Below are 20,174 nucleotides of genomic sequence, written 5' to 3'. Positions count from 1 at the left end.
CTTGTTTAGCGATGCAGTCAGGCGGCGCGGTGCGCCACTACTTGGTCAACTGGTGAACCAGGCGCGCAGCCACGCGGGCACTGCGGTTGTCCTGATCCAGGTTCGGGTTGTACTCGGCCAGATCGGCGAGCCTGAGCTTGCCGCTGGCCCGGATATGGGCGATGAGCGGTTCGATGACCGCCAGCTCCACGCCGCGAGCAGCGGGAGCGCTCACTCCCGGCATCACCGCCGCCGGCAGCACGTCGAGATCGATGGTGAGATAGAGGTGGTCGCAACGGGCGATGAAGGCATCCAGCCCGCCTAGCAAGGCTGGCAGCTCGGTCTGCGTCATCGCCTCGTCCAGCACGTGCCAGACTCCCAGCGCCTCGGCGCGGGCAAAGAGCGCCGCGGTATTGGCGGTTTCGGCCACCCCGAGACAGGCATAGTGAAAGGGGGTGCCCTGGGCGGCGCACTGCTCGGCAATCTGGAAGAAGGGGGTGCCCGAGCTCGCCTGCTCCTGTTTCATGCGTAGATCGAAGTGGGCGTCGAAATTGATGATCCCGACCCGCCCTTCGCCACCAAGATGACGGTTCAGGCCGCTCCAGCTACCGAACGCCACCTCGTGGCCGCCTCCCAGCACCAGGGGGAAGTGCCCCTGATCCAGCGCACTCGCGACCCGTTCGGCCAAGCGCCCGTGGGCGGCATCGAGATCGCCGTCCTCACAGGCCAGATCCCCGCCGTCATAGACGGGGGCGCCCAGGTGCCAGGCCGTGTTGGCCAGCAGCTTGCGCAGCGCCAGCGGTGCACCGGCCGCACCGACCCGCCCCTTGTTGCGGCGCACCCCTTCGTCACAGGCAAAGCCGAGCAGTACCACGCCGGGTTCGCGATTCCCCTGCCAGGGTTGCACCCTGTCGTGCCAGCGCAGGGCCAGCTCGCCGTCTTCGGGATCCTGACGCCCCTGCCAGACCGACATGTCGATCCCGTTGAACTTATCCATGAAGGGTTTCCTCCCCGTTGACCACACGGCTCACCAGCTGATCGACACCGATGAGGTAGCTGAGCTCGGCCGGATGGCCGCAGTTCCAGACAAGGAAATCCGCCAGCATGCCGACCTTGAGCTGCCCCAGCCGTTCCTGCTCGCCAAGCGCCCTGGCGGCGTGGCGGGTCACCCCGGCCATGGCCTCCACCGGGGTCAGGCCAAACAGGGTGCAAGCCATGTTCATGGCCATGCGCAGGGAGACGATGGGAGCCGTGCCCGGGTTGATGTCGGAAGAGACAGCCATGGGTACCCCCGCCTTGCGCAAGGCAGCGATCGGGGGCAGCTTGGTCTCCTTGAGGAAATAGAAAGCGGTGGGCAGCAGGGTGGCGACCACGCCACGGTGAGCCAGCGCCTGGATCCCGTCCTGATCCAGATATTCCAGATGATCCACCGAGAGGGCGCCGAAGTGGGCGGCGAGCGTGCTGCCCCCCAGGTTGGAGAGCTGATCCATGTGCCCTTTCACCGCGAGGTTGTACTGATCCGCCGCCAGATAGACTTGCTCGGTCTGGGCAAGGGAGAAGCCGATGTGCTCGCAGAAGACATCCACCGCATCCGCGAGACCAGCCTCGGCCGCTGCCGGGATGATCTCCTGGCAGATGGTCTCGACCCAGGAGTCGGGATCGTCGCGATACTCCGGCGGCACCGCATGGGCCGCCAGCAGCGTGGTCTTGACCCGGATGGGCTGCGTCTCTCCCAGACGACGGGCCACCCGCAACATCTTGAGCTCGTCTTCCAGGGTGAGGCCGTAGCCGGACTTGATTTCGACTGTGGTGACCCCTTCCCGGATCAGGGACTTGATCCGCGGCAACGCCAGCTCATAGAGCCGCTCCTCGCTGGCTGCCCGGGTGGCGCGCACCGTGCTGATGATACCGCCCCCCTTGCGGGCAATCTCCGCATAGGGGACTCCCTTCTGGCGCAGTTCGAACTCTTCGGCGCGGCTGCCGGCGAAGATGAGGTGGGTGTGACAATCGATGAGACCGGGGGTGACCAGCTTCCCCTTCATGTCCTGCCAGGAGGCGGCATAGGGGCCCTTGAGATCCTGCATGGGGACCAGAGCGTGGATCTTGCCATCCCGCACGCCAAGAGCATGGGGCTCCAGCAGGCCGTAGTCCGCCAGATCGGGGCGCAGGGTGGCGGGTGTCACATTGAGCCAGACCCGCTCGCAGTTCAACAGTTCCTTGTTCATACCGACCTCTAAATGTATATACAATAATTTATAGCCGATCTCTGAAAAGAAAGAAAGGATCAAGTTCACATCTTGATAACAGCGGCTTTATTAGAGTGTAAGCACAAAAAAGCCCACCGAGAGGTGGGCTTTTAAATGCTTAGTATGTATATACAATTATGCGAGACGCGTCTTGGAGCTCAGCTTGTAGCGGGAACCCGGCGACAACAATCTGGCATAGGAGACCAGAAAGCCGTCTGACCAGGTGCGCCGGTGCAGCAGCAGGCAGGGGGTGTCGACCCTCACTTGCAGCAGTCCGGCTTCACCAGCACTCGGCAACACGGCTTCTACCACGTGCTCCATCTCGGAGAGGGGGCAGATCTCCATCAGATAGCTGTTTGGCGTCTGCTGGGTGAAATCCTGCTCGCCATAGCCGGGCAGTCGCTCGGCATCGACGAAGCGCTCCTCCAGTTGCAGCGGCTCCCCATCGGCCTGATGGACGATGAGGCTGTGAAAGGTGGGCGCCCCGACCCGCAGGCCCAGACGCACCGCCACTTTCTCGTCGGCGGCCTGACGTTGCAGCCGGATCACCCGCGCGCTGTACTCGCTGCCCCGCTCGGCGATCTCATCTGCAATATTGCGAATCGCCAGGAGCGGCGACTCGGTGCGCCTGTCGGCCACGAAACTGCCGGATCCGGCGGTGCGCACCAGCCAGCCTTCGGCCACCAGTTCACGCAGCGCCTTGTTCACCGTCATGCGGCTCACGGCAAACTGCTCGCACAGGGCGGCCTCGGTCGGGATCCGGTCGCCCGCCTGATAGTGGCGTTCGCGGATCCCGTCCAGGATGTGCTGCTTTATCTGAAGGTAGAGCGCAGGAGCCACCGGCTGGTCCTCAGCGGCGACGATGGGGCGGACGCATGTCCGGCCAGGCGCGATAGACGTCCGGGATCTGGTCAGGGCCGCTGATGCATAGATCGAGATCGTGCAGCAGGCCATCCTTGATGCCGTAGATCCAGCCGTGCACCGCCAGCTCCTGCCCCTTGCGCCAGGCATTCTGGATGATGGTGGTGTGGCAGACGTTGGCGACCTGCTCAGCCACGTTCAGCTCGCACAGGTAGTCGAAGCGCTCGTGCTCATCCTCGATGGCTTCGAGCTGTTCGCCGTATTTGAAGTAGACGTCCTTGATGTTGCGCAGCCAGTTGTCGATGAGACCCAGCTCCTGGTTCTGCATCGCAGCCTTGACCCCACCGCAGCCATAGTGGCCGCAGACGATGATGTGCTTCACCTTGAGCACCTCCACCGCGTATTGCAGCACCGAGAGGCAGTTGAAGTCGGTGTGCACCACCAGGTTGGCGACGTTGCGGTGGACAAAGACGTCCCCCGGCAAGAGCCCCATCAACTGGTTGGCGGGAACCCGGCTGTCGGAACAGCCGATCCAGAGGTACTCGGGTGCCTGCTGGGCGGACAGGGTAGCGAAGAAATTGGGATCCTCGGCCTTGATCCGTTCCGCCCACTCGCGGTTGTTGGTAAACAAGTCGTTCAACAGTTTCACTTCTGCTCTCCCTACTGTGGCAGTGGCGGCAACATACCATACACAAGGGTAACCAAGGCAAGGCCGACCAGATCCCCGCAAAACAAAAACAGGGCCATCAGGCCCTGCTTCTTACCGGAGGAGGCCGTCAGGCATCCATGGCATCTTTCAGCTTCTTCAGCGCGTTTTTCTCAAGCTGGCGCACCCGCTCGGCGGAGACGCCGTAAGTATCGGCCAGCTCCTGCAGGGTGGTCTTGCTCTCGTCATCGAGCCAGCGGGCACGGATGATGTGCTGGCTGCGCTCGTCCAGGGTCGCCATGGCCGCACTCAGGCGACGGGTGGCATGGCTGTCCCAGTTGTCGTTCTCGATGTTCGCCGCGAGATCGGAAGATTTGTCTTCCAGATAGTGCACCGGCGCGAAGCCACCCTCGTCTTCATCGTCACCGACCAGATCGAAGGCCTGATCGTAATTGCTCATGCGCGCTTCCATCTCGGTGACGTCGGCAGCGGATACTCCGAGGTCGGCAGCCACGGCCTGCACCTCTTCGTGGTTCAGCCAGCCCAGACGCTTCTTGGACTTGCGCAGGTTGAAGAACAGCTTGCGCTGGGCCTTGGTGGTCGCCACCTTGACCATGCGCCAGTTGCGCAACACATATTCGTGGATTTCGGCCTTGATCCAGTGCACGGCGAAGGAGACCAGACGCACACCCACGCTCGGGTCGAAGCGTTTGACGGCTTTCATCAGGCCGATGTTGCCTTCCTGCACCAGATCGGCCTGAGGCAGGCCATAGCCGGAGTAGCTCTTGGCCACGTGAACGACAAAACGCAGGTGCGACATAACGAGCTGGCGTGCAGCTTCGAGATCACCATCCTGCTGCAGACGCATCGCCAGTTCGCGCTCTTCCTCTGCGCTCAGCACAGGGATCGAGTTGACGGCCTGGATATAGCCTTCCAGACTACCTTGCGGAATCAGAGCCATAGTGCGTTGCAATGAAGTTCCCATGTTCTACCTCTTACTTTTCAATCGAATCAGTCTAACACCCTGAGAAGACGTGTCTACCGACCAGGTATCATTCTGCGTGCTGCATCATACATCACCCCAGCATGAACCCGGCCTATCTTAGGCTGACGGCATGAATCATAAATGAACAGTCAAAAAAAAGGGGTCACAGTAAAGGACCCCTGAAAAGTAGCATGCTAAGTCCATTGTTGCGGAGCTCGCAACCTTCACATGCTTGCCAAGTCAGACGAGCAAGGCATAGGGGCCATACCCGTATTCATTCTGCTGCAGTCAATAGACCATTGATAAATCAAAAGGTTCAGAGGATCCACATATGATCCTCGGCGCAGACACCATTCAGATTACTCTGAGAAAGTGGCCCGTGCCAGAAACGGGCCACTCTTTTACTTGATCCAGTTCGCAAAATCCAGCGCTTTAAAATGCTGACAAATTAATCAGGACGGTTCTATGTCGCGAATGTGCCTGTGCACCGAGAACCAGGAGGCGATCAACCCCAGCAGGGCGCCCAGCAATATGAGATTGAAGCCGTCGAACGCCCCCATCCCCACCAGACGGAAGTTGCTGTTGTAGAGCCCCGCCAGCTCCTTCACCACCCCCTCGCTCCAGATCACCATCACCTCGGTCAGCCACCAGGCCAGCATGCCGCCGATGACCCCGAACCAGATGCCCGTATAGAGGAAGGGACGGTGGATGAAGGCATCGGTCGCGCCCACCAGCTTGAGCACTTCAATCTCGGAACGCTGGTTCAGGATGTTCAGGCGCAGGGTGTTGCCCACGATCAGCAACACGGCGGAGAGCAGCAACACCGCGATACCTGTAATGGTGTGGCGCAGCAGGTTCATGATCCCCTGCAACCGGGTCAACCACTGCAGATCCAGCTTGCCCTGCTCGATACCGGGCTCGTTCTCCAGCTTGGCGAGCAGCTCGGCGGCCCCTTCGGGATTCTGCCAGCGCGGATCCGGGATCACGCTCAGCACCGGCGGCAGCGGGTTGCTGTCCAGATAATCCAGGGCATCACCGAAACCGGAGATCTCCCGAAATTCCCTGAGCGCCTCGTCACGGTTCATATAAGTGACGGACTCCACCTCCGGATAGAGCAGGATCCGCTGCTTCATGTCGAGGATGCTCTGCTCCGGCAGATCCTTGCGCAGATAGAGAGAGATCTGGGAGCTGGTCTGCCAGCTCCCCTCTACCACTTCGGCATTCTTCAGCAATACGTGGAAACAGGAAGGCAGCGCCAGACTCACGCCAAGTACCGCCAGGGTCATCAGGGAGGCGAGCGGGTTGCGCCACAGCTCACCCAGGCTGGCAAAGGCCTGACGCACATGATCCACACCATACATCATCAAACGACGCAACGGCGGCTGTTTATGACGAACAATAGCCATCAGCGATCCTCCCCGGACGAATACATGCGACCCGCCTTGAGGGTCAGGGTGCGGTAGCGCATCCGGGCGATCAGCCCCAGATCGTGAGTGGCAATCAGCACGGAGACGCCGAAGCGGTTGAACTCCTCGAACAGGCGCATGATGTCCATGGAAAGCTGGGGATCCAGGTTGCCGGTCGGCTCGTCCGCCAGCAGCAGGGGCGGCTTGTTGACGATGGCGCGGGCGATGCCGACCCGTTGCTGCTCACCACCGGAGAGCATGCGCGGCTGGTAGCGCTCCTTGCCGAGCAACCCGACCTTGTCCAGCGCCGCCGCCACCCGCTTGTTGATGTCCCCATGGCTGTAGCCATCGATCACCAGGGGCAGGGCGACGTTGTCGAACACGGTACGATCCATCAGCAGGCGGTGATCCTGGAAGATCATGCCGATCTGGCGGCGCACGTAGGGGATCTGACTGCGCTGGATGTGGCTGACGTCATCGCCGTGGAAGAAGACGCGGCCGTCGGTCGGTCGTTCCATCACGCTGATGAGCTTGAGGAGGGTACTCTTGCCCGCCCCCGAATGGCCGGTCAGGAAGGCCATCTCCCCCTTGCGCAGGTGAAAACTGACCTTTTGCAGCGCTTGATGACCGCCACTGTAGACCTTGCTGACCTTGTCAAAACGAATCATAACGGTTCCCTGAGATTGACAAACCCCGACCGGGATAAAGCATGGGGCGCTCACTCCCCCGTACCGGCACAACACCTGGATGACAACACCGGTCACAAGCATGCCACATGTCATCCTTGTCCGGATGAGCCATGCCTGCGCCCTCATAGTGACATACCCCGACCGGAGTCGGGGTATGGAACACATGCTTGTCACGGCCGGGCCGGCTCATGTCAGCCGGATTTATTCTTCGCGGCTGAAGAGCGCCTCGATGAAGTCGTTGGCGACGAACGGGCGCAGATCGTCGATCCCCTCGCCCACCCCGATGTAGCGGATCGGGATCTGGAACTTGTCGGCCACCGCGAAGATGACACCACCCTTGGCAGTGCCGTCCAGCTTGGTGAGGGTGATGCCGGTCAGGCCCACCGCCTCGCTGAACAGCTTGGCCTGGCTCAATGCGTTCTGGCCGGTGCCTGCGTCCAGAGTCAGCATGATCTCGTGGGGTGCCGCATCGTCCAGCTTCTTCATCACCCGCACCACCTTCTTGAGCTCCTCCATCAGGTTGCTCTTGTTCTGCAGGCGGCCGGCGGTATCGGCGATCAGCACGTCAGCCCCGCGGGAGCGGGCAGCCTCGATGGCGTCATAGATGACGGAGGCGGAGTCGGCACCGGTGTGCTGGGCAATCACCGGAATGTTGTTGCGCTGACCCCACACCTGCAGCTGCTCGACCGCAGCGGCACGGAAGGTATCGCCAGCGGCCAGCATTACGCTCTTGCCCTCGGCCTGGAACTGTTTGGCCAGCTTGCCGATGGTGGTGGTCTTGCCGACGCCGTTCACGCCAACCATCAGGATGACGTAAGGCTTCTTGCTGGTGTCGATCACCAGGGGCTGCTCGACCTTGGCCAGCATCTCACCCATGTCCTGTTTGAGCAGACCGTAGAGCGCCTCGGCATCCTTGAGCTGCTTGCGGTCCGCGTGCTGTACCAGCCCCTCGATGATGCGGGTGGTGGTGTCGACGCCAAGATCGGCGGTCAGCAGCTGAGTCTCCAGCTCTTCGAACAGATCGTCATCGATCTTCTTGCCGCTGAACAGGCCGAAGAAACCGGAACCGATATTCTCCTTGGTACGCACTAGGCTGCGCTTGAGGCGGGCAAAGAAGCCCTCCCGCTGCGGCTTCTCCTGAGTGTCGTCGTCCACCTTGTCGGCCAGCGGCAGAGCGGCCAGAGCGGCGGCCTCAGCCTCCATCGCGGCGACCAGACGCAAATCTTCCGCTCTCTGGGCCTCTTTGGCGACACGGGCTTCCTCGGCAGCCTGAGCTTCGGCGGCAATACGAGCCTCTTCCACGGCACGGGCCTCGGCGGCAAGACGAGCCTCTTCTGCGGCGCGGGCTTCGGCGGCAAGACGAGCCTCTTCTGCGGCGCGAGTCTCGGCGGCGATGCGAGCCTCTTCTACAGCGCGAGCCTCGGCGGCAATACGGGTCTCTTCTGCAGCGCGAGCTTCGGCGGCAACACGGGCTTCTTCTGCGGCGCGAGCTTCGGCGGCAATACGGGCTTCTTCTGCGGCGCGGGCTTCGGCGGCAATACGAGCCTCTTTCGCAGCACGGGCCTCTTCTGCAGCACGAGCCTCGGCGGCAACACGGGCTTCTTCTGCGGCGCGGGCTTCGGCGGCAATACGGGCTTCTTCTGCGGCGCGAGCCTCGGCGGCAATACGGGCTTCTTCTGCGGCGCGAGCCTCGGCGGCAATAAGGGCCTCTTCCAAAGCGCGGGCTTCGGCGGCGACAATGGCTTCTTCTGCGACCTGAGCTTCGGTGGCGATCAAGGCCTCATTGACGATGACGGGCTCAAGCTCGCCCTCCGGCTCTTCCACAACCAGGGGGCCTTCGTCAGGGCCGCTCAGCGGCGCTTCGGGCTTGGCGGCGGGGGCATCAGCCGGGGCAACATCGGCGACAGGCGCGGGAACAGCGGCGGCCTCCGACTCGACTACCGCCGGGGTAGCGTCGGGCGCCTGCGATGGAACGGCCTCAGCCTCTTCTTTCTTGCGGCCGAAACCCAGCCAGGAAAACAAACCTTTTGCCATCTAAAAATACTCACATCAAAGGCTGACTGCTAAGATAGCCGTCCCTCGGCGGGTCGGCATAAAAATGAACCGCCTTATACTATCACTTTATTTTCTGACGACGAAACGCGATGCCCAGAGTGAAATCCAGCCGTAACAGTCCGAGCAAGAGCCCGGCCCCTCAGGGGCGAGCGGGCGTGGTACGAATCATCAGCGGCCAATGGAAGGGGCGCAAACTCCCCGTCAGGGATGTGGAAGGGCTCAGACCCACCACGGATCGCGTCAAGGAGACCATCTTCAACTGGCTGGCTCCCCACGTGCGCGGTACCCGCTGCCTGGATCTGTTCGCCGGCAGCGGCGGGCTGGGGCTGGAAGCCTTGTCCCGTTATGCCGAACAGGTCACCCTGATCGAGATGGACAGAGGCGCCGCCGACCAGCTCAAGAAGAACCTGACGACCCTGGGCAGCAGCCAGGGGCAGGTGATCCAGGCCGATGCCGTGAGCTGGCTGCAAGGCCCGGCCACCCCCTTCGACCTGGTCTTTCTGGACCCACCGTTTCGTCGCGAGCTGCTTCCCCAGGTGTGCGAGCTGCTCGAGCAGCGCGGCTGGCTGGCATCCGATGCCCTCATCTATCTGGAGCGGGAAAAAGAGATGGCCGATCTGGCGCTGCCCGCCAGCTGGAAACTACTCAAGGACAAGCAGGCTGGTCAGGTCTGCTATCAGCTCTATCTGCGGGACACCAAGCATGACGCAGCTGTTTAAAGGGGAGATGGGTACAGTCCCCTTCTCCGTCAATTTGGACAACGGCTCAAGGACAAGCAGGTCGATCACATCAGGCCTGCTATCAACTCTATGTACGGGAGGTAAACGATGAAGCGGGTGTTTAATCTGTTGGCGATGGGGGTGCTGCTGTTCTTCTGGTTCGGTGTGGCACTCGCCCTGCTGGGCACCCTGCCGGGCAAACTGAACGGCTTTCTGCCGGTGTGCGGCGTCATCGTGATATTGATGCACTGGGTACAGGCCAGCATGATCAAGGCGGCCTGCAAACCCTACTTCGCGGTCACTCGTCTCGAATTCACCCAGGTGCTGATCTTCGGGGTGTTCGGCATGATGGATATCCGCACCAAGCTGCAGGCCATCATAGACGCCAGGAAGAAGGGAGAGACTCCCCCCAGGGCCGACTAGGCCACCCCCGGCCCGACCAGAAGGAGTGATTCGTCACTCCTTCTGCGTTTTTCCGAGGCTGATTCCCAGCTTGATGGAAAGGGCGGCGAGCAGCAGCAGCATGGCAATGAGGGAGAAGAAGTTGCTGCCAAGCTCGGGGTACTGCACCTTGACCAGGGCAGAATGGCCGAACACGCCGATAAAGAAGCAGAGCAGGATGCAACTGGGTGTGTTGCCCACCATGGGCTCATGGCGATAGTGCTGATAGAGCTGGCTGGCCGCCAGCAACAGGGCGATGAGGGGGTAGAAGGAGAAGGGGACGACCGACTCCGTCAAGGCCGACAGGAAGGCATCGCCACAGATACCGATCAGCAGGGCCAGCACCAGGGGCTTCTTCGGAATCGCGTTCGGTTCATGCATGAGGCTGTCCATCCTTGCGTTATGTGAGAGATTCGTGGCGCTTGCGGTTCTGCACCTCGGCGCCCATGGCGATCATCCGCAACTGGCTGATGGTGCGCTCCGACAGTGCCTTGCACTCTTCCGGAGTCATGTCGAGGGCGTCTGCACCGGCGCTGAAGACGATGGTCACCATGGCCTCGGCCTGGATATAGGCCTCTTCCCGTGGCGCCTGCGTGGTGGCTTCCAGATAATCGGTCAGCTCGGCGATGAAGTGCTGGATCTCCCGGGCCACCGCCTGACGGAATGCAGCCGAGGTGCCGGAGCGCTCGCGCAGCAGCAGCCGGAAGATGTTCGGGTTGTTTTCGACGAATTCCATGAAGGTCTGCACCGAGGTGCTGATGACGCTGCCACCACCGGCAATGCGCTGGCGCGCCTGGCGCATCAGTTGGCGCAGGGTCAGCCCTCCCTCGTCCACCAGCGTCAGCCCCAGCTCTTCCATGTCCCGAAAGTGGCGATAGAAGGAGGTCGGCGCTATGCCCGCCTCTCTGGCCACTTCCCGCAGGCTGAGGTTGGAGAAACTGCGGTTGGCGCAGAGTTGACTGAACGCCGCCTCGATCAGCGTACGCCGGGTTTTTTCTTTTTGTTGCGCGCGAATACCCACGAAAACAGTCACCTTGAGATTAGCGAGGCCAGATGATAACCCGAAGGCGGGGCCGGGATCAGGTTTGTCTCCGACTTTTTTACCATTGACCCGCATTCCGGCTCAATGGAGAATAGTGAACAGCTGTTCGCTGAAAGGAGCCGAGTGAAATGGACCGCCCCCCGATCATCATGACCAACACCCTGCTGTTCGCCCTCTCCGGGCTGACGGCACTGATAGCGGTCCCCTGGTATGGACTGAGCCAGGGCTACGACCTCTGGCAGTGGCTCTGCTTCCTGCTGCTGTTCTGCTATTGCGGCATCTCCATCACCGCCGGCTACCACAGGCTCTGGTCCCACAAGGCCTACAAGGCGCACCCGGCCCTGCAATGGATCTTCGCCATCGGAGGCGCGCTAGCCCTGCAAAACTCGGCGCTGCACTGGTCCTCGGATCATCGCCGCCACCACCGCCACGTGGATGATAACCAGAAGGATCCCTACAGTGCGGGTCGCGGTTTCTGGTACTCCCACATCGGCTGGATGCTGCGGGAATACCAGCGCGATACCTACCACGACTACAGCAATGTGCGCGACCTGCAAAACAACCCCGTGGTCGCCTTCCAGCACAGGCACTATCTGACCCTGGCTCTGGTCACCAACATCGGCATTCCGCTGCTGCTCGGCCTCTTGCACGGGGATCTGCTCGGTATGTTGCTGCTGGCCGGGGTGCTGCGCATGGTGATGACCCATCACACCACCTTCTTCATCAACTCCCTGGCCCACATCTGGGGCAGCCAGCCGTTCACGGATCGCAACAGCGCCCGGGACAACGGCATCCTAGCCTTCTTCACCTTTGGCGAGGGCTATCACAACTTCCATCACCTGTTCGAGAACGACTACCGCAACGGCATTCAGTGGTGGCAGTTCGACCCCACCAAGTGGCTGATCCGCACAGCCGCCTGGTGCGGGCTCGCCAAAGACCTGAGATCCTGCCCGGAGGAACGCATCGAACAGGCCAGGCTGGAGATGCAGCTCAAGCGCGCCCAGGCCAGAGTGCACAAGCAGGATGACAGGGAACGCTGGCAGGCACTGCTGCAGGAGGAGTACGACAAGCTGAGCCTGCAGATCCAGCACTACTATGCCAGCCGCAAGTCACTGCTGGAGCAGCGCAAGCGCACAGCCCTCGCACGCTACGACAGGCTCAGGCTGCAACTGGAGTACCGCACGTTGCGAGACGGTTTCCTCGTTGCCAAGCGCAACTGGAGTCGTCTGCTGGCGGGCCTCGCCTGATCGCCGAGACATCACGCAAAAGACCGCCAGCAGGCGGTCTTTTTGATTGGACAAGCAGACGGCGGGCATAAAAAAATGGGGCAACATTCGCATGTCACCCCCTCGCAAATAGCATGTTCCATATTGGGCTCCCGCAACCACGGGGGTCTGTCTGGCATCACGGGTTTCCGCTCCCGATCTGCCTCGCCTGCCGGAGCAATCCGGTTGGCCCATTTCCCCTGTTGCCGTCACCCACACGGCAGACCAGCCACCGTGTTTGTCCTTGCACTCGAGATACTACGCAGTTAAATAAAATAAAAAACCGTTCTACACGCACCTCTATGCAATCGAGGGCCCTGGATTGTTACGGCGCTCTTAATATAAATCGATTAAAAACAATACTATACAATCCAGTCCCGTATTTGGATGGCAAACGTTATCCTCGAAGGCGCACAAGGCTTTGAGAGATCTCGCACAAGGCGGATCCCACTCACAACCAACGATGTAAAGGTAACCAATCGCTCAATTGCGCCAGCAGGCGCCGCCATGCAGAGGGGGACGCCACCACCGGGTGCACGGCCTGCTGCAACCAGCCATCGATGAGTTGCTGCAACTCGTCGCACAGCGTCGGGCTATGGAGGTGCAGCATCAACTCGGTGTTGAGCATCAGGGAGCGGGGATCCAGGTTGAAACTGCCGAGCAGCGCCTCCTCCTTCCCCATCAGGATCAGCTTGGCATGCAGACTGAACGCCTCCGTCGTCAGCTCGAACAGGTTGACCCCCTGACGCTCGAGCCAGGGGCGGTGACGTCGATAGGCGCCATAGACCAGGGGCACGTCCGTGCTGGCCAGGGAGTTGGTCAGGATCTCGATGTCGACCCCCTGCCGTCGCTGCCCCTTGAGCCGGCGACGCAGCCCCCGTGTCAGTATCAGGTAAGGGCTCACCAACCTCAGGGCCCCCTGATTGCTCGCCAGCATGCGTCCCAGCAGGGGCGCCGTGGTCGGCCGGGCGACCAGCCCCTTGCCGGGGCGATCGAACCAGCACTGCCCTCGCCCGGGATGCCAACAAAGGGGAACGGGGCACTCATCAAACAGAGTGGCCGGCAGATCATAGGCGGCCGCCATGGCGGGGTCGGTCAGGGTCAGCAGGAAGTCGTTCAGGGCCCGGGTTTCAGCTGGCAGCAAGGAGCGTCTCAACAGGCGACGGACCGGGTGGCTCCAGCGACTGTGCCAGAACAGCGCGAACCCCTGCTCGGCCTGCTGACAGAGGGGGCCGCGGCAGAGCAGATCCAGGTCGATGAAGTGAGGCGGCATCCCAAGCCCGAAGTAACGATCACCGATGTTGCGCCCGCCGATCACCACCTGGCTGCCATCCACCAGCAGCAGCTTGTTGTGCATCCGGTGGTTAATGCGGCGAAAGCTCAGCACCCCTTCCAGCAACAAGGTAAGGGGACGCCAGCCCCGCAGCCAGAAGGGGTTGAACAGGCGCACCTCGATGCCCGGTTCCGCCGCCACCGCCTCCAGAAAGCGGTTCTCCCCGCCGTAGAGATCGTCGATGAGCAGTTGCACTACCACTCCGCGCCGGGCCGCCCGCACCAGCTCCGCCAGCAGCAGCTTGCCGCTGCCGTCCTCTTCCCAGCTGTAATACTGGGCGAGGATCCGGTGGCGGGCCTGGCGGATCAACTGGCATCGGGCCTTGAGGGCTGCGCCGGGATCGGCGAGCAAGGCAAACTCGGCGGGGATCAAGGGTCATCTCCCTGTCATCTGGTGGTGGCATAACCCAGACAACCGCCCCGATAGCCCAGTGTCAAGGAGCCGATGATGGAACTGCGCGACCACCCCTCCCTCAGTCAGAGACCTCATGCCAGCCAGCCGGATCCCACCCCGGCCAGGCTGTTGATGCCCTGGTACCAGCAGCACCGGGATCTGGGCTGGGAACCCCTTGCGCAGCATCACGAGGATCCCCTCCCCGGCCAGCATTGACAGGCTCAGGGCTGCACCGCCTCGATGGCCTCTGACTTGCCCTCCAGCTGGGGCAGGCTGAAACGGTAGGCCACGTAGTATTTGTAGATGGTGCCAACGTAGTTGATGGGCCCCTGGCCCACGTCGTTGGCCACCAGCTGCTCCACGTTGCCGAACCAGACGTTCGGATCCAGCCCCTTGTCGGCCGCCTTGGCCTGCAATGCCTGGACACGGTTCGGACCCGCATTGTAGGCGGCCAGGGCGAACAGATGGCGATTGAGCCTGTCCATCCCGGGATCATTGAAGTAGGTGTCCAGGATGAGCCGCATGTAGCGACAGGCCGCCTCCACATTGCCCTCCAGACTGGTGAGTCTGGCGCCTCGGATCCCCACCTCCTTGCCGGTACTCGGCAGCAGTTGCATGATGCCGACGGCCCCCCGGTGAGAGCCGACATTGGGATTGAGCCCCGACTCCTTGTAAGCCAGCGCGGCCAGCATCAGCCAGTCCAGCTGATACTTGTCCGCCTGGGCCTCCAGTACCTTGCGAATGGTCGACAGGCGCCCCAGCGGGTCCGGCGCCAGTATGTTGCTCATGCGGTCGCTTTGCGCCAGCAGGCGGCGCAATGTCATGTCACTGTAGAGGGTCCGCTTGCTCGACTCCGAGATGTAGGCGTTCACCGCCTTGAGCAGCTCCGGGCTGTTGTTGCGCAGGGCCCAGGCGCTGCGCCCCTTGTCCCGCAGCGGTATCAGCCTGTGGGCCTTGAGGCCGCCAATCATGTCGAGCCAGATCCGCCCCTTGAAGCTGTCGGTGACCGTCAGCGGAATGATCCCGGCTGACACCATCTCCAACAGGTCCCCGTCCTGCAGGTATTCGGGAACCGTCTCGATGTAGACCGGGGGCAACCCCAGCTCCCGAAACAGCCAGTTGAGCTGGTGCAGGCTCTCGAAATAACTGGAGCTGGCTCGCACCCAGACCCGCCGGCCGGACAGCTGGGTGATGCGATTGAAGGCAGGGAGATCCCGCTGGCTCACCACCCACTCCTCGATGGGGGCGATCAGCGGCTGGGAGAAGGTCACCTGCTCACGCCGGGTGGGGGTGACCGTCAGGTTGGCGGCCACCAGATCCCCGCGCCCCTCGGCGAGGTAGTCCAGCAGCTTGTCCTGGCGCACCGGGATATAAATGATCTTGAGTTTGAGCTTCTCCTTGGCCAGGTAGGTCTGGTTCAACCAGCGCTCGAATCCCTGAAGCTGATTGACCAGGATGCCGTACTGGGCTCCCTTGTCGAAAAAGAAAAACCCCCGCTCATAGACCACCAGGGCCCTGAGCTCTTTTTTTTGCAGGATGTGTTCGAGATCACCGGCCTGGGGCAGCAACTGCGGCTTGAGATCCGCCGCCAGCAGAGGGAGAGAGCAGAGAGCCAGCAGGGCCCAGATCCATCGCCGCATCATGATGTAACCACCTCGCTGTGGGCCGGTGCGCACCGTCGGGTCTGTCAGAGAAGGCGCCTGCGCCAAGTCATGGGGCGTCGCGGGATCTTCTGCCGATCGGCGCATGCCGGACGGAAAACGGATCGTCCGTGGGATAACTCACTATACAACGCAAAGGGAGGGAAAAAGCGAGGGGCAGAGCAAGACGGCAGGCAAGCCTGCCGTGTCATCACGATCTCAGAGGGAGCGGGCGCGCATCTCGAAGATCAGCTTCTCGGCGGTGCAGGTGAATTGCAGGCGGGCCTTCAGGATCACGCCATCCGGGCCCCGGCTCAGCTCGCTGCTGCTTTTGGCTTCGGCAGTGACCTGCTTGGCCAGCGCCTCGTAAGCTGCAAATTTCTCGCGGGCGTCGGCTTCTGCAGCAGCCTCGATCACCAGCTCCATGACGTCGTCACCTTCGCCGATGATGGTGCCAATTTCGGCGAAACAGCCGCAACTGTCACAGGTCTCGTTCAGTTCCACTTTCTCGTCTACAGACATACGTTCACTCCTACTTATTCCGGATATTGTCATCGTCGCGCAAGGCGTTGCGAAAATCCCTGATGGCAGTGCCCAGATCCTCACCGGCGCCAGCCAGGCGTTTGCTGCCAAACACCACGACGACGACCACGAGCAGGATCAGCAGATGCCAGATATGAATGCCACCCAGTCCCATAGGGAGACTCCTGACTGTTAGATACCTGGAGGTTGTATCAAAAGAAAGCGTATCGATTGTTGGGCAAAATCAAGGCAGGTGCAAGTTGGCGAAAAAATCGCGCAAAAACGGCGACGAGGCGCAAAAAAATACGGCGACCATGGGCCGCCGTATGGGTCGGTGCTACTTGTCCCCTCAACCGCTACATCCTGTACCAGCCGCCACCAGGGCGAGAGACCCGTCGAGCATAGGATCGCCAAGATATGAAAACAAATGGTATATATTCATCTAGGAATTGAAGAGGATTCATATCATGTTGCTGGAACAGCTTGCACGCATAGACCTTAATTTGTTGATAATCCTGCAAGTCTTGCTGGAAGAGCGCAACGGCAGCCGGGCTGCACGCCGTCTGCACCTGAGCCAGTCCGCCGTCAGCAAGGCCCTCGGACGGTTGCGGGAGACCTTTGACGATCCCCTGTTCGTGCGCTCGGCCTACGGGATGGATCCCACTCCGCGCGCCCTGGATCTCCAGCAGCAACTGCAGCCCATACTGCTCTCCCTGGACAACCTGATCCAGCCGCCGGACTTCGATCCCGCCAGCACGGAGCGGGAGTTCGTCATTGCCAGCATGGACAGCGCCTTCACCCTGTTTGCCCCCCTCTACCTGAGCGAACTGAAGCGTCAGGCTCCTGGCATCCGCCTGCGCTACGAGGAGTGGACCGAGCACAGCCTGACCGAGATGAGCCAGGGCCAGGTGGATATCGCCTTCACGGTGCGGGAGAACTGCATCAATTCGGATTTTCGCCTCGACACCCTGCCCAACGCCATCTGCCAGCGGTTGCTCACCATCGACGATCTCACCTGCCTGGTGCAGCGGGATCACCCCGCCTTGCAGGAGCCCGAGTGGGATCTCACCCGTTACCTCGCCTACCCCCACGTGCAGACCTACTGCGAGGGGCGGGATCGCTGGATGCTGGATCACAAGCTGGCGGAACAGAATCTCTATCGCCGGATCGAGGCGACCGTGCCCTCCTTCGAGGCGGCCCTGCGCATGGGCATGCACTCGGACATGATAGTGACCCTCTCCCGCCTCTACGCCCGCCACGCCACCCAGGTCTACCCCCTGGTGCCGCTGCCGCTGCCCATCGCCCTGGACAGCATCTCCCACCTGCTCATCTGGCATCAGCGCCACGAGGAGGATCCGGGCCATCGCTGGCTGCGGGAGACCCTGCTCGCCCTCATCATGGGCAAGCTGGAAACCTCAGTGGACGACCCGGCCGCTGCCGCCTGACGCGCAAAAAAAAACGGGGCTCAAGAAGCCCCGTTTCACGTTGACATCAGCATTCGCCCCGTCAGTTCTGACCCGTCACCGCCAGATAGTGGTGTACCCCGTCCAGCAGCATCTGCACCGAGATCATCACCAGCAGCATGCCCATCAGCCGCTCCACCGCGGTGAGTCCTCGCTCACCCAGCAGCTTGTTGAACAGCTCGTAGAACATCAGGATCACGGCGCTGGCCCCCCAGGCCATCAGCAGGGCCAATGACCAGTCCACCATCCGGGTCGGCTCCTGGTTGGCCAGAAGCAGCAGGGAAGCCAGGATGGAGGGGCCCGCAATCATGGGGATGGCCATGGGCACCAGGAAGGGCTCCTCCCCCGCCGCCAGCCCGGTCACGCCACCGGGGCTCGGGAAGATCATCTTGATGGCGATGAGGAAGAGGATGATGCCCCCCGCGATGCTGACCGCCTCCTGACGCAGGTTGAGGAAGCTCAGGATCTGCTGACCGGCGAACAGGAAGCCCATCATGATCACCAGTGAAAACAACAGCTCCCGCAGCATTACCTTGCGTCGACGCTTGGGGTCGACATGGCGCAGGATGGAGAGGAAGACCGGCAGGTTGCCCAGCGGATCCATGATCAGAAACAGCATGACGGCAGCGGAGAATGTGTCCATAGAGCGCCCGGGCAGAACCTTTCAACAAGAGGGGAAGGAGGGCGAAATATAACAAAGGTGGCGGGATTCGGCGAGCGCCCCACCGCGCTCGCCACTGGCGATCATCCGTGGTTGCAGATCTTGTCAGCGCGGGTCTGGAACCCTGACTCCGAGTCGATGAACTTGCCGCGCCTGGCCAGGAAGTCGATCAGGGCGTCAGCGTCCATCTCGCTGGCGCTGCAGGTGTGGAACCGGGCCTCGGCACCGAAGCGCGAGGCGATCGCCGCCCTGAGGCTGGCCCGGGTAAACGGACTCTCCTGCTCCAGCATCATCTCCATCACTTCGTGACCGTGTATCGATTGGGACATCTCGAACCTCTTTAATCATCATGTCAGATGACAATTAAAGCTCGAAGCCCGGAGAGGGTTCTTGATATAGGCCAACAAAACGCCTTTTTTAACGCCAGCGGGCTGGTCGTAAGCGCCGCTTTGTCGATAATGTGGCAACCTGACGGGGGGATGGCTACACTGTCGCCCCTTTTTGCCACCGCAGACAGAAAATAAGGACATTGGCGTCATGCTGTTCCATGGATTGGTCTTCAAACCCTGGCGGATCTGGACCCGTCGCCCGCTCTGGTTGAAGACCCTGCTCGGCATGCTGACCGGGATAGGTCTGGGGCTCTGCTTCAGCGAGCAGGCCCTGCTGCTCAAGCCCATCGGCGTCCTGTTCGTCAACACCATCCAGATGCTGATGGTGCCCCTCATCTTCTGTTCCGTCCTGGCAGGCCTCACCGCCCTGCTCAAGGGCAAGCGGCTCGACCGCATCGCCGGCAAGGCCATCGGCTTCTATCTCTGCTCCACCGCCGTCGCCATCTGCATCGGCCTGATGATGGGCTGGCTGCTGGAACCGGGCATGGGCGCCAATATGGGTCCTTATGAACGGGGCGCCATGGCGCAGCAACCTACCCTGGCCAGCGTGCTGAGCCACCTGGTGCCGCGCAACCCGGTGCAGGCCATGGGCGATGGCAAGATATTGCAGGTGATCGTGTTCGCCGTGGCCCTCGCTCTCGCCCTCAACGCCACCGGACGACGCGGCCGCCCCGCCATCCTGTTCTTTACCTCATTGGCGGAGGGAATGTTCAAGCTGACCCAGATGGTGATGGCCCTGGCCCCCTATGGCGTCTGCGCCCTGATGGCCTGGATGACCGGCAAGTACGGCGTCAGCCTGCTGTTGCCGCTGCTCAAGGTGATCGGCGCCGTCTACCTCGGCTGCCTGCTCCACGTGCTCGGCGTCTACAGCAGCCTGCTGCTCCTGATGGCGCGCCTCAACCCGTTGCACTACTTCAAGAGCATCGTCGATGCCCAGGCGGTGGCCTTCACCAGCAGTTCAAGCAACAGCACCCTGCCCATCAGCCTGGCCTGCGCCGAACGCAGGCTCGGGGTCTCCCCCGCCATCACCGCCAAGGTGCTGCCCATCGGCGCCACCATCAACATGGATGGCACCGCCCTCTATCAGGGAGTCACCGCCCTGTTCGTGGCCCAGGCCTTCGGGGTGGATCTGCATCTGGTGGACTACCTGACCATCATCAGCATCGTCACGCTGGCCAGCATCGGCACGGCGGGCACACCCGGTACCGGGCTGATGCTGCTGACCCTGACCCTCACTGCCGTGGGACTGCCGCTGGAAGGGGTGGCGCTCATCGCCGGCATAGACCGGATCCTCGACATGGCGCGCACCACGGTCAACGTCTCCGGCGACATCCTGGTCTCCGTGCTCATCGCCCGCAGCGAGAAGGAGCTGGATCTCGCCACCTACCACGATGCCCATGCGGGGGATGACATCGACTTCACCCTGCGCTGAGGACGTG

The 20,174-nt window shown here is 61.8% G+C and carries 22 protein-coding genes; 6 read left to right on the top strand and 16 right to left on the bottom strand.

Annotated elements, in window-relative coordinates:
* Positions 1–37: 37 nt before the first annotated feature.
* The 8 genes from hutG to ftsY all read right to left on the bottom strand — a co-directional run bounded on the left by hutG (position 38) and on the right by ftsY (position 8,846).
* A complete protein-coding gene (hutG, locus tag AB5Y80_RS06385) occupies positions 38–976 on the bottom strand; it encodes a formimidoylglutamase (RefSeq protein WP_103244105.1) in 939 nt (312 codons plus the stop codon).
* A complete protein-coding gene (gene hutI, locus AB5Y80_RS06380) occupies positions 969–2,204 on the bottom strand; it encodes an imidazolonepropionase (protein WP_010672608.1) in 1,236 nt (411 codons plus the stop codon). The genes hutG and hutI overlap by 8 nt, the downstream gene beginning before the upstream one ends.
* Before the next feature lie 156 nt (positions 2,205–2,360).
* Positions 2,361–3,065, bottom strand: a complete 705-nt coding sequence (hutC, locus tag AB5Y80_RS06375; RefSeq protein ID WP_010672607.1) for a histidine utilization repressor — start codon at positions 3,063–3,065, stop codon at positions 2,361–2,363.
* 10 nt (positions 3,066–3,075) lie between these two features.
* The gene (gene can, locus AB5Y80_RS06370) at positions 3,076–3,735 is read right to left on the bottom strand and encodes a carbonate dehydratase (protein WP_010672606.1); all 660 of its coding nucleotides are present in this window, start codon (positions 3,733–3,735) and stop codon (positions 3,076–3,078) included.
* A gap of 127 nt (positions 3,736–3,862) precedes the next feature.
* A complete protein-coding gene (gene rpoH / locus AB5Y80_RS06365) occupies positions 3,863–4,717 on the bottom strand; it encodes an RNA polymerase sigma factor RpoH (RefSeq protein ID WP_029313526.1) in 855 nt (284 codons plus the stop codon).
* Positions 4,718–5,169: 452 nt separating this feature from the next.
* On the bottom strand, positions 5,170–6,123 hold the full coding sequence (ftsX, locus tag AB5Y80_RS06360) for a permease-like cell division protein FtsX (protein ID WP_029313524.1): 954 nt from the start codon (positions 6,121–6,123) through the stop codon (positions 5,170–5,172).
* The gene (gene ftsE, locus AB5Y80_RS06355) at positions 6,123–6,791 is read right to left on the bottom strand and encodes a cell division ATP-binding protein FtsE (protein WP_010672603.1); all 669 of its coding nucleotides are present in this window, start codon (positions 6,789–6,791) and stop codon (positions 6,123–6,125) included. Before ftsE ends, ftsX begins: the two co-directional genes overlap by 1 nt.
* A gap of 222 nt (positions 6,792–7,013) precedes the next feature.
* Positions 7,014–8,846, bottom strand: coding sequence for a signal recognition particle-docking protein FtsY (ftsY, locus tag AB5Y80_RS06350; RefSeq protein WP_368172675.1), 1,833 nt, complete (start codon positions 8,844–8,846; stop codon positions 7,014–7,016).
* Positions 8,847–8,956: 110 nt separating this feature from the next.
* Between ftsY and rsmD the strand changes: the two genes are divergently transcribed.
* The gene (gene rsmD / locus AB5Y80_RS06345) at positions 8,957–9,586 is read left to right on the top strand and encodes a 16S rRNA (guanine(966)-N(2))-methyltransferase RsmD (RefSeq protein WP_029313522.1); all 630 of its coding nucleotides are present in this window, start codon (positions 8,957–8,959) and stop codon (positions 9,584–9,586) included.
* A gap of 108 nt (positions 9,587–9,694) precedes the next feature.
* Complete coding sequence (locus AB5Y80_RS06340) at positions 9,695–10,009, top strand: DUF1145 domain-containing protein (RefSeq protein WP_010672600.1); 315 nt, start codon at positions 9,695–9,697, stop codon at positions 10,007–10,009.
* A 33-nt stretch (positions 10,010–10,042) separates the two neighbouring features.
* On the opposite strand, the gene AB5Y80_RS06335 is transcribed toward AB5Y80_RS06340, so the two are convergent.
* Positions 10,043–10,408 carry a YijD family membrane protein gene (locus AB5Y80_RS06335; protein ID WP_010672599.1) on the bottom strand — a complete coding sequence of 122 codons (366 nt, stop codon included), beginning with the start codon at positions 10,406–10,408 and terminating at the stop codon, positions 10,043–10,045.
* Positions 10,409–10,427: 19 nt separating this feature from the next.
* Positions 10,428–11,048: an HTH-type transcriptional repressor FabR gene (gene fabR / locus AB5Y80_RS06330; protein WP_010672598.1), complete on the bottom strand. Its 621-nt coding sequence runs from the start codon at positions 11,046–11,048 to the stop codon at positions 10,428–10,430.
* 149 nt (positions 11,049–11,197) lie between these two features.
* On the opposite strand from fabR, the gene AB5Y80_RS06325 reads away from it, so the two are divergent.
* On the top strand, positions 11,198–12,316 hold the full coding sequence (locus AB5Y80_RS06325) for a fatty acid desaturase (protein WP_042015295.1): 1,119 nt from the start codon (positions 11,198–11,200) through the stop codon (positions 12,314–12,316).
* A gap of 469 nt (positions 12,317–12,785) precedes the next feature.
* Here AB5Y80_RS06325 and AB5Y80_RS06320 read toward each other — a convergent pair whose 3' ends face one another.
* Positions 12,786–14,039 carry a phosphatidylserine/phosphatidylglycerophosphate/cardiolipin synthase family protein gene (locus tag AB5Y80_RS06320; protein WP_368172674.1) on the bottom strand — a complete coding sequence of 418 codons (1,254 nt, stop codon included), beginning with the start codon at positions 14,037–14,039 and terminating at the stop codon, positions 12,786–12,788.
* Positions 14,040–14,114: 75 nt separating this feature from the next.
* Between AB5Y80_RS06320 and AB5Y80_RS06315 the strand changes: the two genes are divergently transcribed.
* A complete protein-coding gene (locus tag AB5Y80_RS06315) occupies positions 14,115–14,276 on the top strand; it encodes a hypothetical protein (protein WP_010672595.1) in 162 nt (53 codons plus the stop codon).
* Positions 14,277–14,281: 5 nt separating this feature from the next.
* On the opposite strand, the gene AB5Y80_RS06310 is transcribed toward AB5Y80_RS06315, so the two are convergent.
* From AB5Y80_RS06310 to tatA, 3 genes are all read right to left on the bottom strand, one after another.
* Positions 14,282–15,703 (bottom strand): lytic transglycosylase F, encoded by a 1,422-nt coding sequence (locus AB5Y80_RS06310; protein ID WP_103259354.1) that lies wholly within the window; start codon positions 15,701–15,703, stop codon positions 14,282–14,284.
* Positions 15,704–15,919: 216 nt separating this feature from the next.
* A complete protein-coding gene (locus AB5Y80_RS06305; RefSeq protein WP_010672593.1) occupies positions 15,920–16,222 on the bottom strand; it encodes a YfcZ/YiiS family protein in 303 nt (100 codons plus the stop codon).
* Positions 16,223–16,232: 10 nt separating this feature from the next.
* Positions 16,233–16,397, bottom strand: a complete 165-nt coding sequence (tatA, locus tag AB5Y80_RS06300; protein ID WP_010672592.1) for a twin-arginine translocase TatA/TatE family subunit — start codon at positions 16,395–16,397, stop codon at positions 16,233–16,235.
* A gap of 292 nt (positions 16,398–16,689) precedes the next feature.
* On the opposite strand from tatA, the gene AB5Y80_RS06295 reads away from it, so the two are divergent.
* Positions 16,690–17,667, top strand: coding sequence for a LysR substrate-binding domain-containing protein (locus AB5Y80_RS06295; RefSeq protein ID WP_368172673.1), 978 nt, complete (start codon positions 16,690–16,692; stop codon positions 17,665–17,667).
* Positions 17,668–17,728: 61 nt separating this feature from the next.
* On the opposite strand, the gene AB5Y80_RS06290 is transcribed toward AB5Y80_RS06295, so the two are convergent.
* Positions 17,729–18,328, bottom strand: a complete 600-nt coding sequence (locus AB5Y80_RS06290) for a YhgN family NAAT transporter (RefSeq protein ID WP_010672590.1) — start codon at positions 18,326–18,328, stop codon at positions 17,729–17,731.
* Positions 18,329–18,429: 101 nt separating this feature from the next.
* Entirely contained in the window at positions 18,430–18,675 is a 246-nt protein-coding gene (locus AB5Y80_RS06285) for a YecH family metal-binding protein (protein ID WP_039040405.1), read from the bottom strand.
* 208 nt (positions 18,676–18,883) lie between these two features.
* Between AB5Y80_RS06285 and AB5Y80_RS06280 the strand changes: the two genes are divergently transcribed.
* Positions 18,884–20,167: a dicarboxylate/amino acid:cation symporter gene (locus AB5Y80_RS06280; protein WP_042881904.1), complete on the top strand. Its 1,284-nt coding sequence runs from the start codon at positions 18,884–18,886 to the stop codon at positions 20,165–20,167.
* The last annotated feature ends 7 nt before the right edge of the window (positions 20,168–20,174 follow it).

The sequence above is a fragment of the Aeromonas sp. R2-1 genome (assembly GCF_040908425.1).
GTDB lineage: Bacteria > Pseudomonadota > Gammaproteobacteria > Enterobacterales > Aeromonadaceae > Aeromonas > Aeromonas caviae.
Note: the sequence above shows the minus strand (reverse complement) of the source record. Positions and strands in the feature narration are given on the sequence as shown.